Source organism: Streptomyces pallidus (ex Mingjun et al. 2026) (assembly GCF_051550185.1).
Taxonomy (GTDB): Bacteria; Actinomycetota; Actinomycetes; order Streptomycetales; family Streptomycetaceae; genus Streptomyces.
Genome location: NZ_CP196181.1, coordinates 179,841 through 192,292 on the forward strand (window position 1 = coordinate 179,841; position 12,452 = coordinate 192,292).

Sequence of the window (12,452 nt, forward strand, 5' to 3'; positions counted from 1 at the left end):
CAGCTGCCCCGTGGGCAGTCAGCCGCGGTCGGTCCGCCCGGCTCGGGACGGGCTCGCTCTTCGCCCCCACCCGCGTAGTACGGCGCCCCATGTCGCCGAATCCTCCTGGTGATCACCAGGCTCCATGGCGTACCGCGCCCAGTCAGCTCCGGCGCGTCAGGTCCGGAACCGCAGAGTGAATGAGGCGACGGCGATAGTCGAAGCCGCAGCGCCGACCACCGCCGCTGCCACGGCGTCGACGCGCACCGCGCCCTGCGGGAAGTCGGGCCCTGGACTCGGCGGTGCCCAGGGCTCTGACCGGCCGGGGTGCAACCTCGGGGAGGTGGTCGAGGCGCTCGTAGGGGGCTCGGATGAGGCCGACCCGTGCCTGAACTCGAGGGCCTGGCGGCACGATCGCCTGCTGGCCTGCCGGCCAGTTGACGCGGGCGGATGGGACGGTACTTCGCTGTCGGCGGTCGATGCTCTGACCGTACGCGTTCACAGCCCGGGTGTGGCGGTCGTCTGGTCGCCGTTCAGGCGGGCTCGCCACTCGCTGACGTATTCGTCGGGCATGGAGGCCAGGCGGGCGATCTCGGCGTCGCCGCGCCCGTCGGACCAGGCCAGGATCCGCGTCACGGTGCGGTTTCGTCCGGCGCGGAAGTCCTTGAGCATGTTCTCGAGGCGTTCGATTTCCTCGCCTTCGAAGAGGAGCTGCTGGTCGACGGCGGCGCGTTCCTCGTCGCGCAGGTGGCGGAGGTAGGTGTGGAGTCCGGTCAGGACGAGCCCGTGTTCGCGCGCCGCGTTCTGGAACCTCTTGGTCAGGGCCGTCAGCACGCAGTCGGAGACGTCGGCAAGGGTGGCTCCGGGGGGTTTGGCCGCCTCCCACGTGCTTCTTCCGGTCTCCGTCGTCTCCAGCCAGGTGCGGGCGTCTGTCGGGGTGCGGTCGCCGCACGCCTGTGCACGGTAGGCGTACAGGGCGGCGCGGTGGCCGTAGAAGGTGAAGCCGTCCTCGATCTGCCTGCCGGCGGTGTGGCAGGCCCTGCCCGGCACTCCCCCGTAACCGGTGTCGGGCTGGTAGGCGGCGTAGGCATCGAGTTCGGCGTCGGTGGCCACACCCCAGGAAGGTTCGCAGAGCTCGGGGTTGGCGGCGAGGAAGGCGCCGACCTCGACGCGCCAGGCGGGAATCGGCGTCGTGCGCAGCCTGGGCCAGTGGAGGTCGCCGGAGGGGTCGAGGGTGTGGGTGGTGGTGTGTTCGATGTCGTCCCAGGCGGTGGCGGCCTCGGCTGACCATTCGAGCTCGCCGTCCGGTCCGATGCGGTGGATCGAGTCGACGAGGCGCTGCACGGCGGGGAGTATGCGCTGCGCGAGGGTGTGGAGCTCTTCGGCGGTGAAGAAGCGCCAGGTGCAGCCGTGCTGTTGGTCATGGGTCAGGTGGCCGAGGAGTTGCACCATGATTCCGGGGGCGGGAATGGTCCCGTCCCCGAGCGCCCTGCGGGGGAGTCCGGGAAGCTGGTCGGCGAAGTTTCCGCGCGGGTCCCGCCAGTCGGTGTCGCCGAACCAGACCGCGCCGTCGTTCGCGTCGACTGCCAGCCACTGCTGGTATCCCGTTCCCGGACCGTAGCGCTGATCCTGCTGTTCGACGTGCTCGTCGTGCCATACGTACTCGGCTGGTGGCGGGTCCAGTTCTGCGGCCAGGAAGCCGTCCTCGGGGCAGTAGCCGGTGAGGACGCGGGCCGTTCTCGGCGCGCTGTCGGCTGCGGTCATGAGGGGTTTCCTCTCGTTGGAACGTCAACCGCGGCCAAGGTAGTCCGCTCGCCACACAATAGTTTAATTTTCAGCCACCGTGTCCGATAGTCGGACATCCCGAGAACGCTGGCGTCGTGACGGGGTCTACGCGCGTGCAAGGGGCAGCAAGTTGGCTGTTTTTCATGTGACCTTCACGGTCTGTTCGCCTCTGGCTGCGCGGTCCGCCGACCTGCGGGAAGGGGACGGGGAGCAGCATCCCGGCCCCCCTCCCGCAGGAGCGAGCACCGTCTTCGGCCTGCCGGAGCTGCGGGTGCGGCGCGTGGTCGTACGGCGGCCGCTCGTGACTGCCGGCCTCCGTACGCGTCAGGAGAGTGCGGCCAGCGCTTGGGCGGTGAGTATCTGCTCGAGGTCCAGGACGGCGCGTGGGGCGTGCCGGGTGTCGATGCGGACGGCGTAGATGAAGCGTGTCAGCTGCGGGTTGGCCAACGGGCGGGCCGCGATCTCGGGTCTGGTGCGGGGTAGGGCGAGTTGCGGCATGAGGGCCACGCACAGGCCTGCGGCCACGAAGCCGAGCACGGTGTTGAAGTCGTCTCCCTCGTACTGCAGGCGGGCCTGGAAGCCGGGCGTCTTGGCCATCTGGGAGAGCAGTTCCAGGCGCAGTGCGGCCTCCGGGGCGGCGATCCAGGTCTCGGAGGCGAGGCTGGCCAGGTCGATGACCTCCCTGTCGGCCAGGGGGTGGTGCGCCGGGACGACGGCCACCACCGGGTCCCGGGCGACCAGGGTCCGGCGCAGCATCCGGGGCGGGGACACGGGGATGAAGTCGTAGTCGTAGCTGAGGGCCAGGTCCATGTCGCCGCGCTTGAGCCGGCTGTAGCCGGCTTCGGGTTCGAGTTGGCAGAGGCTGACCTGGACGTCGGGGTAGGCGGCGTGAAGCCGCGCCAGTGCCTGGGGAACGATGCTGGTGGCGGCGGAGGCGAAGGCTCCGAGGCGGATCCGTCCGGCCGTTCCGGCGCGCATGGCGTCGAGTTCGGCCGAGGCGGCCGCCAGGGCGCTGCGGACGCCCTGTTCGGCGCCGAGGAGGACCTCCCCGGCCGGTGTGGCGCGCACGGGGCGGCGCTCCAGCACCCTCAGGCCCGCGCGGCGTTCGAGTTCGGCGATCTGCTGGGAGACGGCGGGCGGGCTGTAGCCGAGCTCCCGTGCGGCGGCGCTGAAGGAGCCGTGCCGTACGACGGCTTCGAGGGTGGCGAGCAGGCGGGGGTCGAGTCCGTGCACGGAGTTAAGGCTCACTTATCTGTCGCGAAGATGTGTTTTCTTGTGATTCGAGATGAACGCCAGCAGGATTCTTGCTCGCGGCAGGAAAAACGCAAGCCTGCGCTTCTGGGCCCGAACGAACGCCTCTCCCCCGCCCTCATAGCGCCCTCCACGAGTACCGCCACCGTTCCGCGCTGCAGCCTGCCGTGGCCGGGGCCGCCCGGCGGCCGGGCGTGGATCCGGCCCCGTAGACGGGCACCCCTCATGCCCCGAAAGGAAGTGGTATGCCCCAGCAACCGCTCATCGGACTCACCGCCTACCTCGCCACCGCGCAGCGGGGCGAGTGGGACCTGCCCGCCGCAGTGCTGCCCGCGATGCGGCGGGCGGGCGCGCGGTGCCGCTGCCGCCCTGTACGGGGCGGTGCCCCATCCGCGTACGGGGCCGCCGGTGCGCGAGCGTGACGCGTGGGAGCAGGCCGTGCTGGCCGTCGGCCTCGCCCGCGACATACCCGTGCTCGGGGTGTGCCGGGGAATGCAGCTGATGAACGTGCATGCGGGCGGCACCCTCATCCAGCACCTGCCCGACCGTGTGGGCCACCATCCGACACAGGTGCCTTCACACCCTGCGACGCATCCCCCAGCAGCAGAGCCCGAACCTGTCAGGCAGCTACGGGTGGTTCCGTTCCCCGGCGCGTGAGCGCCAGGGACGGTCCTCGGCCACCTGCGCAGCGCCCGTACGGCATCCAGGTGCGCACCCTGCCGCTGGCAGCCACCGGCCAGGTCGGCCTTGCGCGACTTCCGCCGACACCGCGACGCCGGCCCGGCCGTCGCAGCCATGCACGGCCCCACCCTCACCAGGTGGGACAGCGAGTCAACGGCAACGGCCTTGGGCTGGTCCGCGTCCTTTCTGTGGCGCTGTCAGCGGTCGTGCGGAGGGTGGGGCGGCGGTGGCGGGATGGTGGTGGTGGGTGGTGCGCTCTCCGGCCAGACGAGCAGGACCGGACAGGGGGCGTGGTCGACGATGAAACGGCTTGCGGGCCCGAGGCTGCGGGGTCCCAGGTGGGTACGGTCGCCGTCGCGGGCGAGGATGAGCAGGTCGGCGCCTTCGGCCGCGGCCACGACTTCGCGTTCGACGCGGCCCGCGCGTTCCTGCCGGATGCACGGGCGTCCCAGCCGGGCGGCCGCGGCGGCCAGGAGCTGTTCGCCTGCCGCGTGGGCCAGGTCCTCCACCCGAGTGCCGGGGTCGCGATCGGGACGGGCCCGGCCCAGCAGCCCGGCGTAGGCGCCGTGCGCGAGGCCGGGTGCCTGGGCAGCGCTGACGTGGAGCAGGACCGGTTCGGTGTCCTCGGGGGTGTGGGTGCGTGCGGCGTCGATGCAGGCGGGCCAGGTGCCTTCGACGATCCAGACGATGACGCTCACCGTGTTCCGTCTCCGATCGTTTGGAGTGATACCCACAGTGCCAGCACCGACAGCAGCAGTGCGGCCGGCGTGGCGAGCAGGCCGAGCCGGGTGAACTCGCCCAGTTCCACGTCGGTGTCGTGTTCGCGCACGATGCGCCGCCACAGCAGCGTGGCCAGGGAGCCGGCGTAGGTGAGGTTGGGGCCGATGTTCACCCCGAGGAGCACGGCCAGGACGGCGCCCGCGCCGGTGGGTGCGGTCAGCGGAAGCAGCACCAGGACGGCGGGGAGGTTGTTGATCACGTTCGCCAGTACGGCAGCCAGCCCCGCGATGGCCAGGAGGGCCGGCAGATCGGTTCCGGTCGGGATCAGGCGGCCCAGCACGTCCGCCAGGCCGTTGTCGACCACGGCCTGGACGACGATGCCCAGGGCCAGCACGAAGACGCAGAACGGAATCGCCGCGGCCCGCGCGATCGCCAGCGGCGTGGTGCGCCGCTGTGCCAGGGCGCGGGTGGCCAGCACGGCAGCGCCTGCGGCTGCCGCCCAGGCCGGATCGATGCCGAGTGCCGAGGCGAGCACGAATCCCGCGAGCGTGCCTGCCACCGTGAGCAGGGCGAACAGCGGCAGCTCTGGCGAGTCGGCAGCGGGCGGGGCGTCGGCGCCCGCATCCAGGTCGGTGGCGAAGAAGCGGCGGATCACCACGTACTCGGCTCCGATGGCGGCCAGCCAGGGCAGCGCCATCAGGGTGGCGAACCGGGTGAAGGCCAGGCCGCTGGCGGCGAAAGCCAGCAGGTTGGTCAGGTTGGAGACCGGCAGCAGCAGCGAGGCGGTGTTCGACAAGTGGGTGCACGCATAGACGTGTGGCTTGGCGCGGGCGCCCAGCCGGGCGGCGGTGGCGAAGACCACCGGAGTCAGCAGCACCACGGTGGCGTCGAGGCTGAGGACCGCCGTGATGAGGGAGGCCATCACGAAGACGAGGAGCAGTAGGCGGCGGGGGCGGCCCGCTGCCCGGCGCGCCATCCACGCACCGCAGGCGTGGAACAAGCCCTCGTCGTCGCACAGCTGGGCCAGGACCAGTACAGCCGCGAGGAAGCCGATCACCGGGGCCAGTCGGAGGGCCTCGGCCGCCGCATCGCCGAGGGAGATCGCTCCGGCAGCGACGACCACCCCGGCTGCGGGGACGGCCACGACCGCCTCCGGCCAGCCCCAGGGCCTGATCACCGCACAGGCCAAGACCACGAGGAGCAGGACGAGAGACAGTACTTCAGCGGTCAAGGCGTTCAGGATCGGAGCCTTCCGGGGGGCGGTCCCGCCATGGGAGAAGGAGTTCGTGTGCCGCCACTCCGCCTTCGGTCACCACCGACACAGGTCGGGGCCGTGCGGCGCAAGGCTGCACGGCCCCGACCTCGTTCTCCCTGCCGGTGACCGCGTGTCGTCTTCTGTGCGAGCCGCCTTCCGCTTCGAGCTGGGCGGCCGCAAGGGGCGGGCGGTGGCGGAAGGGGTCAGGCCGGGTTGATGTTCTCCGCTTGCGGGCCCTTGTGGCCCTGGGTGACGTCGAACGTCACCGCTTGGCCCTCCTGGAGCTCTCGGAAACCCGAGGAGTTGATCGCCGAGTAGTGGGCAAAGACGTCCGGGCCGCCACCGTCCTGCGCGATGAAGCCGAAGCCCTTCTGCGCGTTGAACCACTTCACAGTTCCCGTAGCCATATCCATGCCCTCCAGCCGAGGAAAGCCTTCGCGCACCGTGCGGAAGGCTGAGGTGATCGCCCTGGTTCCTGCGGCACGGCACAGCAGAACGTCACCGCCTCGGCGTAGCCAGAGGGAGCGTCCGAACCACGACAGCTGACCCAGACGGTACACGCCCGCTCACCCTGTCCATACGGCAGCAACGCGCCGTGTGATGCAAAGACTGCTCTTACGGATGACGATCCGGCAGGCGGCCGGGGTGGTCGCGCCGTACACGCCGTAGGCCGGCGGAGAGCAGCAATCGGGGCCGGCACCAACGGCGACACTGCACCGTCTGATCTGGTCGGAGTGCTGCAGCGCGGGAGCCGCGCGCCGTCCCTACCGGGCCGCTTTGCGGCGCGGCGGTGCCGGGGCCGCAGTACGGTCTCGGCCCGGTGTCGGTGCGCCGGTCATGCGGCAGGCTGAGGTCGACGCAGTTCTGCCTGGCCGAAGAGGAGGGCGTAGCCGTCGGGAAGCCGGCGCAGGATCCTGGCGAGGAGGTCAGGTCCTGCAAGGCGGGTGACAACGGCGAGCACGGCGCCGGTGTCCCAGCGGGTGGTGGCGGGGGTGGCGCCGGTGCGGGCGGCCAGGTCCTTGACGAAGCCCCAGCCGGTGAGGGGTTCGGAGTCGGGGATCTGGGCGGTCAGGGTGAGGGCGGCTTCGACGGGCAGGCACCGGGCGAGGTCGGCGCGCTCGTCGCCGGTGAGCCGGCGGCCGAGGGCGGCCAGGACGTGGTGGACGGCTGCCTCGGCGCGTTCGCGGGTGGGATAGGCGCCCTCGTGGCGCACGTTTTCCAGCATCTGGTCGAACGTCATGGGGGTGCGGGACGGGTTCGCTCGAGGCTGGTCGTACACGGCTGCGATTGCCTTTCTGCGCGAAGGATCCGGGAGGGTGGGGCGGTCGGGGGTGTCCGGAGAGGATGTCGTAGCCGGGCAGGAGCCGGGTCAGGATCTCGGGGGTGAGGCGTCTCCCGCGGCGGCGGCCGAGGTGGGCAGGACCGCCCCGGTGTCCCACAGGGCCGTCTCCTCGGCGGCGCCCTCGGTCCGGGCCGCCGTCGCGCGGACGAACCGCTCCGGGGAGAGCGGCTCCGCAGCCTGTAGCGGGGGTTCGAGAGGACAGGGCGTCAGGCCTCGGGGAGCCGGGCGGCCAGCTCGGCCCGTCCCGTGCCGACCAGGTGCGCGCCCAGCAGGGCCACTCCCCGTACTCCCGGACATGGCCCCGGAGCGACTCCCTGCCCGGCGACATCGATCACCTCCGGGGAAAAGCGGTGAAGAAGATCAAGAGGGCGGAGGGCGGGTGCCGAAGGGGGGTACTCCCGCCCTCCGCAGCCAGCTGACGCCGGGAGCCTCAGGCGGAGATCTGCTTGGGGTCGGCGCCGGTACCGATGCTGATCTTGCGGGGCTTGGCGCGCTCGGCGATCGGGATCCGCAGGGTCAGGACGCCCGCCTCGTAGTCGGCCTCGATGCGCTCGGTGTCGAGGGTGTCGGCCAGCACGATCTGCCGGGAGAACACACCGAGGGGCCGTTCGGACAGCTCCATCTGCACCTGGTCGCCCTTGGCGGCCGGGCGCCGTTCGGCCTTCACGGTCAGCATGTTCCGCTCGACGTCGATGTCGATCGCCTCAGTGCTCACACCGGGCAGGTCGAAGGCGATCACATATACATCGCCCTCGCGGTAGGCGTCCATCGGCATGACCGACGGCTTCGACCAGGTCCCGGACGTACCCGAGAGCTGCTGGACGATCCGGTCGATCTCACGGAAAGGGTCGGTGCGCATCAACATCGAAACACCTCCGGTTGGTTCAGGCAGGAACTGCCAATGCGCTCAACGTGCTCCTGTTGTAGCATGTCATCGAAACGATGACAAGCAGGACGTCATCTGGAGGATGACGACCACGGAGGGGGCCATGACCGAAGCAGTCTCGCCGACGCCACCCGTGTCCTTTCGTGCAGCCGCGGCGGCGCTGGAGGCCATCAGCCGGTCCGTGAAGGACGCGCAGCAGTCCTCACGGGGATCATCGACGGCTTCACCACCGCCGGCAGGCGACCGCGGTCCGCACCCGGCCCTGGCCGCGCTGCTGATGCTTCGCGAGGCCCGCGAGCAGCTCGCCGGCTGGGAGAGCGTCCTGATCGAAGCGGCCCGGGACCAGGGCGCCAGCTGGGCCGACCTCGCCGGACCGCTCGGGGTCGCCAGCCGGCAGGCCGCCGAACGCCGCTACCTGCGACTGCGCCCCGGCGCTGCGGGAAGCACGGGCGAACAGCGGGTCCAGGCCACCCGCGACTCGCGCGCCGCCGACCGCACCGTCACCGCCTGGGCCCGCGACAACGCAGCCGACCTGCGCCGTCTCGCCGGCCAGGTCACCTCCCTCACCGGCCTCCCCGCCAGCGCGGAAGGAGCGATCAGCGAGCTGAACCTGGCTCTCGCCGACAACGACGCCGCCCGTCTGATAGGCCCCCTGACCGCGACCCGGGACCACTTGCGGCCTCAGGACGCCGGCCTCACGGACCGCATCGACGCCATGACCCGCCACACCGAACAGCTCCGCCAGGACAGCAACGACCAGCGCAACTCCTAAGCCGCGCCTACGAACCGACCCCCGCACAGCCGCACACCGAGGAGGTAACCGTGACCGAGCGAGGCGACCAGGACAACGGCACACGGCCCGCCGTCGAGATCATCGGCCGCGTGGCTGCCGTCCGGCCCACCGGCGAGATCGACATCGCCACCGCACCCTCCCTGAGACGCGCCCTCGCCGAAGCACTCGGCCTCGTCCGCGCGTCCCGAGCCGACCGCATCGTCACCGACTTCAGCGCGATCACCTTCTGCGATTCGTCGGGACTCAACGCACTCCTCGCCGCACGACAGGAAGCAGCCAAGGCCAACGTCGAGATCCACCTGGCGAACCCGGCCCCCCAGTTCCAACGCCTGTTGCAGATATCCGGGGCGGATTCCCTCTTCCCGAAAGAGGACGATCCGCCTGGGAACCTCAGCGCGCGGTCCTGATCGGTGACGTAGACCGTCACGTACATGATGTCGGTCAGCATCGTGTTCTCGACTCCCTCGTGGGTGCGACCGTTCGCATGCGGTCGTCGCCCTCATGACGAGTACCGACGGGAGAAGGTGACAAGACCGGTCCGCCTGCCTCGGAGAGGGCGTACGCAAGCCCGAAGGAAAGACCGGGCAGTTCCCTGGAAGTCATCTCGTGTGGCCGGGCTTCGGTAGCAGATGGGGGTGCAGGCGGTCCTGTTGGCGGCGAGGAGGTGGTCGGCTTGCGTCCGGAGCGGCGGTGAGGGTGGTGGCAACCAGCGAGCCAGGCCATGGTGCGCCACGGACGCGGACGCGGACCAGGCAAGTCGCCGTGCGGCTGGCGGCCCGCAGCAACGCATTCCGGACACCGGGCTGTAGACCGAGCATGCCCTGCGGCGTTCTCGGGTCCGCGGCCCCCGTGGCGTGGGAAGCCGCAGCGCGGCGCGCGGCGTCCGGCCAGCCGCGGCTGATCCGTCAGCCCTTTTCAGTCACGTTCGAGGGCCTGACGACGTCGAGGGGACGGCCGTCGGCGCCGCGCTGCGGCAACCGCTGACCGACACGGCGGCCACCGGCGCGGGTGACCGGTATGGGCCGACCGGGCGCGTACGAGAGCACCCCACCGCCGACAGGACCGACGATGCACCAGCGACCACACCTTCAACGACCGGAGTTCCATGGTGCTCGAACGCAATCGGCTCAGGGGCCGCACCGAGATCACGTCCGTCCTGCCCGAGCACATCCCGGACGGCAGCCCCTCAGCCCACCCCCTCCAGCCGCGCGGCGACGGCACCCGTGCAGCCGCCGTCGCCCTCCGCGCCCCCGCCACCCGCCACTTCCACTACCGCGCCGCCGGCGACTACTGGTTCAACGACGAAACCACCGACAGCCACAACGCCACCAGCAGCCACCTCCACACCTGATACGCCCCCACCCCACGCGCCGCACCGGCGGCACGCGCACCCAAGCGCACACATGAGGAGCAGGGATTCGTCATGTCCGTTCCGCAGGCGGAGGGACCGGGCTCAGCAGGGAAACGGTGGCGGTCCGCACCTCTCACGCAGCCCTCAGACCGGCAGCCGGCCGCAAAGGGCATGCGGGAAGCAGATCGCCGAGCCCGTCACGGAAGCCGAAACCCAGCTCCCCCACCGCCCGTGGGAGCCGACCCCCGGAGACACGGCACTCGCCCACGAGGCCGCGACCGGCCTCGCAGAAGCCGTCCGCCCGCCCGCCGAACGGGAAACGCTGCCGGCCGTCAAACGCCTGGAGCACCCTCGCCCACACCGGCAACCACACCACCCGCCACCCGTGGCCCGGTGCCGGGGCACCCCTGCCGGATAGCGGACAACGGTGGGTACCGGCAACCGGCCCGCCCGCGGCCGATCGCCGCTGCCGCAGCCCCGTAGTTGTCGCCAAGCGGGCTGGGGATCCGGCCGCGAACCCCCACCCCCACCTCTTCACGAGGGTGCCCGGTGCCTCACAGGGCCGGGGCCGAGGTGTCACCTGGCGGGTCCGACGCCAGGCCAGGGTTCAGAAGTGTCAGGTCCGCAACCGCGCCTGCAGCCGCTGCCCATCACCGACGGGCGCAAGTCCAAGCGCCCATGCCCTGCATCGCAGCCAGCTTCCGGGCGGTGGCGATCTGTTCTTCCTTGGTGGCGAGGTCGGCGCGAGCTGCGTAGGTGGTGCCCCCTGCAGCCCGCCAACTCGACTGGCTGAACTGCAGACCGCCGTAATGACCGTTGCCTGTGTTGGCACGCCAGTTGCCGCCGGACTCACACCGGGCGATGGCATCCCAGTCGACCGGTCTGGACAGGTGCTCGACTGCATGAGCGCCGGAGGTACTCAGTGCCATGAGCTGGCAGACTGCGGATGCGCACAACAGAGACCGCACGATGCGCAGGGTCCGGCGGCGTACCTGGGAACGGGACACAAATCCTCCTTCGTCGTACGGCAGCCGGCCGAGCGGCAGTCGGTCCGCCGATGCGGCCGGGCAGCGGCACGCGCATCACAACACGAGGTCCCTGGGACCGGACGGCTTGGCGGCGGGAAGTCGGATGGAGCCACTCCCATGGCCTCGCGGCCCTCGCTCGGTTTCCGCAGCACCGGGCTCGTCGCGGGGGCGACGGCCACCGCCTGGCCAGAGGCTGGGTGAGGGGCCGTGCCAGGCGGAGGCGGCGTGTTGACGCCGGGCGTGTCCTCGCCGGCACCGTTGGCGTTGGCCAGGCGACGCGTGCACGGGCAGAAGGAGGCCTTCCCGAACTTGTGCAGGTCAGCGGCCGGCGGGCCTTGCCCGGCACCGTGGTCGCAGCAGGTTCGGCCCGGTAGGTCGGAGCGGAGAGGAATACCAGGTGACGGCAATGACCGGTGACATCGAGAGGGCGGTCGGTGTGCTGCGCGCCGGGGGGTTGGTGGCTCTCCCGACCGAGACCGTGTACGGGCTGGGCGCCAACGCCGAGGACTCCACGGCTATCGCACGGATCTTCCAGGTCAAGGGGCGCCCGCCCTCCCATCCACTGATCGTCCATATCGGCAGTGCGAAGCATCTGGACGACTGGGTCGAGGAAGTGCCGGCGGACGCGCGCCTACTGGCGGAACGCTTCTGGCCGGGGCCGATGACGCTGGTCCTGCGGCGCGGCCACCGGGTGCCCCTCGAAGCAACCGGCGGGCTGGAGACAGTAGCCGTGCGCGTGCCCGACCACCCCGTCGCCCTGAGGCTGCTGTCGGTCTTCGGCGGTGGTGTCACGGCGCCGTCCGCCAATCGCTTCGGTTCGGTCAGCCCCACCTCTGCGGACCATGTCCGAGCGGAGCTCGGTGACGCCGTCGACTTCGTCTTGGACGGTGGGCGCTGCGCGGTCGGCGTCGAGTCGACCATCGTCGACGTCACGGGCGGGGCCCCGACCGTCCTTCGGCCCGGCGGAGTGACGCGTGAGGACCTGGAAACGGTACTGGGGCGCCCGGTCGCGGTCTCGGCGACGAGCGGTGTCCGGGTGCCGGGCCAGCATCCATCGCACTACGCGCCGCGGGCGCGCGTCGTCCTCGCCGCCCCGGGGAGGGTCGTCGCCGAAGCCGAGCTCGCACAGGAGCTGGGGCACCAGGTGGGGGTCCTTCTTCCCCCCTCCCTCGCCACCACTCCGGTCAAGGCGCATGCCGTGGTGGCGCTCCCCCCTTCGATGGGCGCCTACGCGCGCGGGTTGTACGGGTTCCTGCGCGGGCTCGACCAGCAGGGCTGCGACCTCATCGTCGCGTCCCTGCCAGTGGAGGAAGGGCTGGGGCTCGCGATCGCCAACCGGCTCCGCCGGGCCGCGGGACCCCGGCCCTCCGTGTGAACGGCT

The 12,452-nt window shown here is 71.2% G+C and carries 14 protein-coding genes and 1 pseudogene; 6 read left to right on the forward strand and 9 right to left on the reverse strand.

Annotated elements, in window-relative coordinates:
• Positions 1-477: 477 nt before the first annotated feature.
• Together ACSHWO_RS00890 and ACSHWO_RS00895 are read right to left on the reverse strand one after the other, a co-directional pair.
• Positions 478-1,743: a hypothetical protein gene (locus ACSHWO_RS00890; RefSeq protein ID WP_438309612.1), complete on the reverse strand. Its 1,266-nt coding sequence runs from the start codon at positions 1,741-1,743 to the stop codon at positions 478-480.
• Positions 1,744-2,088: 345 nt separating this feature from the next.
• A complete protein-coding gene (locus tag ACSHWO_RS00895) occupies positions 2,089-2,997 on the reverse strand; it encodes a LysR family transcriptional regulator (protein ID WP_438309613.1) in 909 nt (302 codons plus the stop codon).
• Positions 2,998-3,260: 263 nt separating this feature from the next.
• Here ACSHWO_RS00895 and ACSHWO_RS00900 point away from each other — a divergent pair, with 263 nt between their 5' ends.
• Positions 3,261-3,437 carry a hypothetical protein gene (locus ACSHWO_RS00900; protein ID WP_438309614.1) on the forward strand — a complete coding sequence of 59 codons (177 nt, stop codon included), beginning with the start codon at positions 3,261-3,263 and terminating at the stop codon, positions 3,435-3,437.
• Positions 3,424-3,672 carry a gamma-glutamyl-gamma-aminobutyrate hydrolase family protein gene (locus tag ACSHWO_RS00905; RefSeq protein ID WP_438309615.1) on the forward strand — a complete coding sequence of 83 codons (249 nt, stop codon included), beginning with the start codon at positions 3,424-3,426 and terminating at the stop codon, positions 3,670-3,672. The genes ACSHWO_RS00900 and ACSHWO_RS00905 overlap by 14 nt, the downstream gene beginning before the upstream one ends.
• Before the next feature lie 221 nt (positions 3,673-3,893).
• Here ACSHWO_RS00905 and ACSHWO_RS00910 read toward each other — a convergent pair whose 3' ends face one another.
• The 6 genes and pseudogenes from ACSHWO_RS00910 to ACSHWO_RS00935 form a co-directional block, all read right to left on the reverse strand.
• Positions 3,894-4,394 (reverse strand): universal stress protein, encoded by a 501-nt coding sequence (locus ACSHWO_RS00910; protein ID WP_385805180.1) that lies wholly within the window; start codon positions 4,392-4,394, stop codon positions 3,894-3,896.
• Positions 4,391-5,656 (reverse strand): SLC13 family permease, encoded by a 1,266-nt coding sequence (locus ACSHWO_RS00915; protein ID WP_438318839.1) that lies wholly within the window; start codon positions 5,654-5,656, stop codon positions 4,391-4,393. The genes ACSHWO_RS00910 and ACSHWO_RS00915 overlap by 4 nt, the downstream gene beginning before the upstream one ends.
• Before the next feature lie 218 nt (positions 5,657-5,874).
• Positions 5,875-6,078, reverse strand: a complete 204-nt coding sequence (locus tag ACSHWO_RS00920; protein ID WP_385805181.1) for a cold-shock protein — start codon at positions 6,076-6,078, stop codon at positions 5,875-5,877.
• A gap of 428 nt (positions 6,079-6,506) precedes the next feature.
• The gene (locus tag ACSHWO_RS00925) at positions 6,507-6,911 is read right to left on the reverse strand and encodes a DUF2267 domain-containing protein (RefSeq protein WP_438309616.1); all 405 of its coding nucleotides are present in this window, start codon (positions 6,909-6,911) and stop codon (positions 6,507-6,509) included.
• 82 nt (positions 6,912-6,993) lie between these two features.
• Positions 6,994-7,341 (reverse strand): annotated as a pseudogene (locus ACSHWO_RS00930) (DUF2267 domain-containing protein); the annotation flags it as partial.
• Positions 7,342-7,443: 102 nt separating this feature from the next.
• A complete protein-coding gene (locus tag ACSHWO_RS00935; protein WP_438309617.1) occupies positions 7,444-7,878 on the reverse strand; it encodes an Hsp20/alpha crystallin family protein in 435 nt (144 codons plus the stop codon).
• 124 nt (positions 7,879-8,002) lie between these two features.
• Here ACSHWO_RS00935 and ACSHWO_RS00940 point away from each other — a divergent pair, with 124 nt between their 5' ends.
• The 3 genes from ACSHWO_RS00940 to ACSHWO_RS00950 all read left to right on the forward strand — a co-directional run bounded on the left by ACSHWO_RS00940 (position 8,003) and on the right by ACSHWO_RS00950 (position 10,043).
• Positions 8,003-8,671: an HSP18 transcriptional regulator gene (locus ACSHWO_RS00940; protein ID WP_438309618.1), complete on the forward strand. Its 669-nt coding sequence runs from the start codon at positions 8,003-8,005 to the stop codon at positions 8,669-8,671.
• 50 nt (positions 8,672-8,721) lie between these two features.
• The gene (locus ACSHWO_RS00945) at positions 8,722-9,099 is read left to right on the forward strand and encodes an STAS domain-containing protein (RefSeq protein WP_438309619.1); all 378 of its coding nucleotides are present in this window, start codon (positions 8,722-8,724) and stop codon (positions 9,097-9,099) included.
• A 698-nt stretch (positions 9,100-9,797) separates the two neighbouring features.
• Positions 9,798-10,043, forward strand: a complete 246-nt coding sequence (locus ACSHWO_RS00950) for an isoamylase early set domain-containing protein (RefSeq protein WP_438309620.1) — start codon at positions 9,798-9,800, stop codon at positions 10,041-10,043.
• A 650-nt stretch (positions 10,044-10,693) separates the two neighbouring features.
• On the opposite strand, the gene ACSHWO_RS00955 is transcribed toward ACSHWO_RS00950, so the two are convergent.
• Positions 10,694-10,972 carry a transglycosylase family protein gene (locus tag ACSHWO_RS00955; RefSeq protein WP_438309621.1) on the reverse strand — a complete coding sequence of 93 codons (279 nt, stop codon included), beginning with the start codon at positions 10,970-10,972 and terminating at the stop codon, positions 10,694-10,696.
• 505 nt (positions 10,973-11,477) lie between these two features.
• On the opposite strand from ACSHWO_RS00955, the gene ACSHWO_RS00960 reads away from it, so the two are divergent.
• Complete coding sequence (locus tag ACSHWO_RS00960; RefSeq protein ID WP_438309622.1) at positions 11,478-12,446, forward strand: L-threonylcarbamoyladenylate synthase; 969 nt, start codon at positions 11,478-11,480, stop codon at positions 12,444-12,446.
• Positions 12,447-12,452 lie beyond the last annotated feature (6 nt).

Coding starts and splice junctions, on each gene's coding strand:
- ACSHWO_RS00890 (WP_438309612.1), bottom strand. CDS start 1,743: ATGACCGCAGCCGACAGCGCGCCGAGAACGGCCCGCGTCCTCACCGGC.
- ACSHWO_RS00900 (WP_438309614.1), top strand. CDS start 3,261: ATGCCCCAGCAACCGCTCATCGGACTCACCGCCTACCTCGCCACCGCG.
- ACSHWO_RS00920 (WP_385805181.1), bottom strand. CDS start 6,078: ATGGCTACGGGAACTGTGAAGTGGTTCAACGCGCAGAAGGGCTTCGGC.
- ACSHWO_RS00925 (WP_438309616.1), bottom strand. CDS start 6,911: ATGACGTTCGACCAGATGCTGGAAAACGTGCGCCACGAGGGCGCCTAT.
- ACSHWO_RS00935 (WP_438309617.1), bottom strand. CDS start 7,878: ATGTTGATGCGCACCGACCCTTTCCGTGAGATCGACCGGATCGTCCAG.
- ACSHWO_RS00940 (WP_438309618.1), top strand. CDS start 8,003: ATGACCGAAGCAGTCTCGCCGACGCCACCCGTGTCCTTTCGTGCAGCC.
- ACSHWO_RS00950 (WP_438309620.1), top strand. CDS start 9,798: ATGGTGCTCGAACGCAATCGGCTCAGGGGCCGCACCGAGATCACGTCC.
- ACSHWO_RS00955 (WP_438309621.1), bottom strand. CDS start 10,972: ATGGCACTGAGTACCTCCGGCGCTCATGCAGTCGAGCACCTGTCCAGA.
- ACSHWO_RS00960 (WP_438309622.1), top strand. CDS start 11,478: ATGACCGGTGACATCGAGAGGGCGGTCGGTGTGCTGCGCGCCGGGGGG.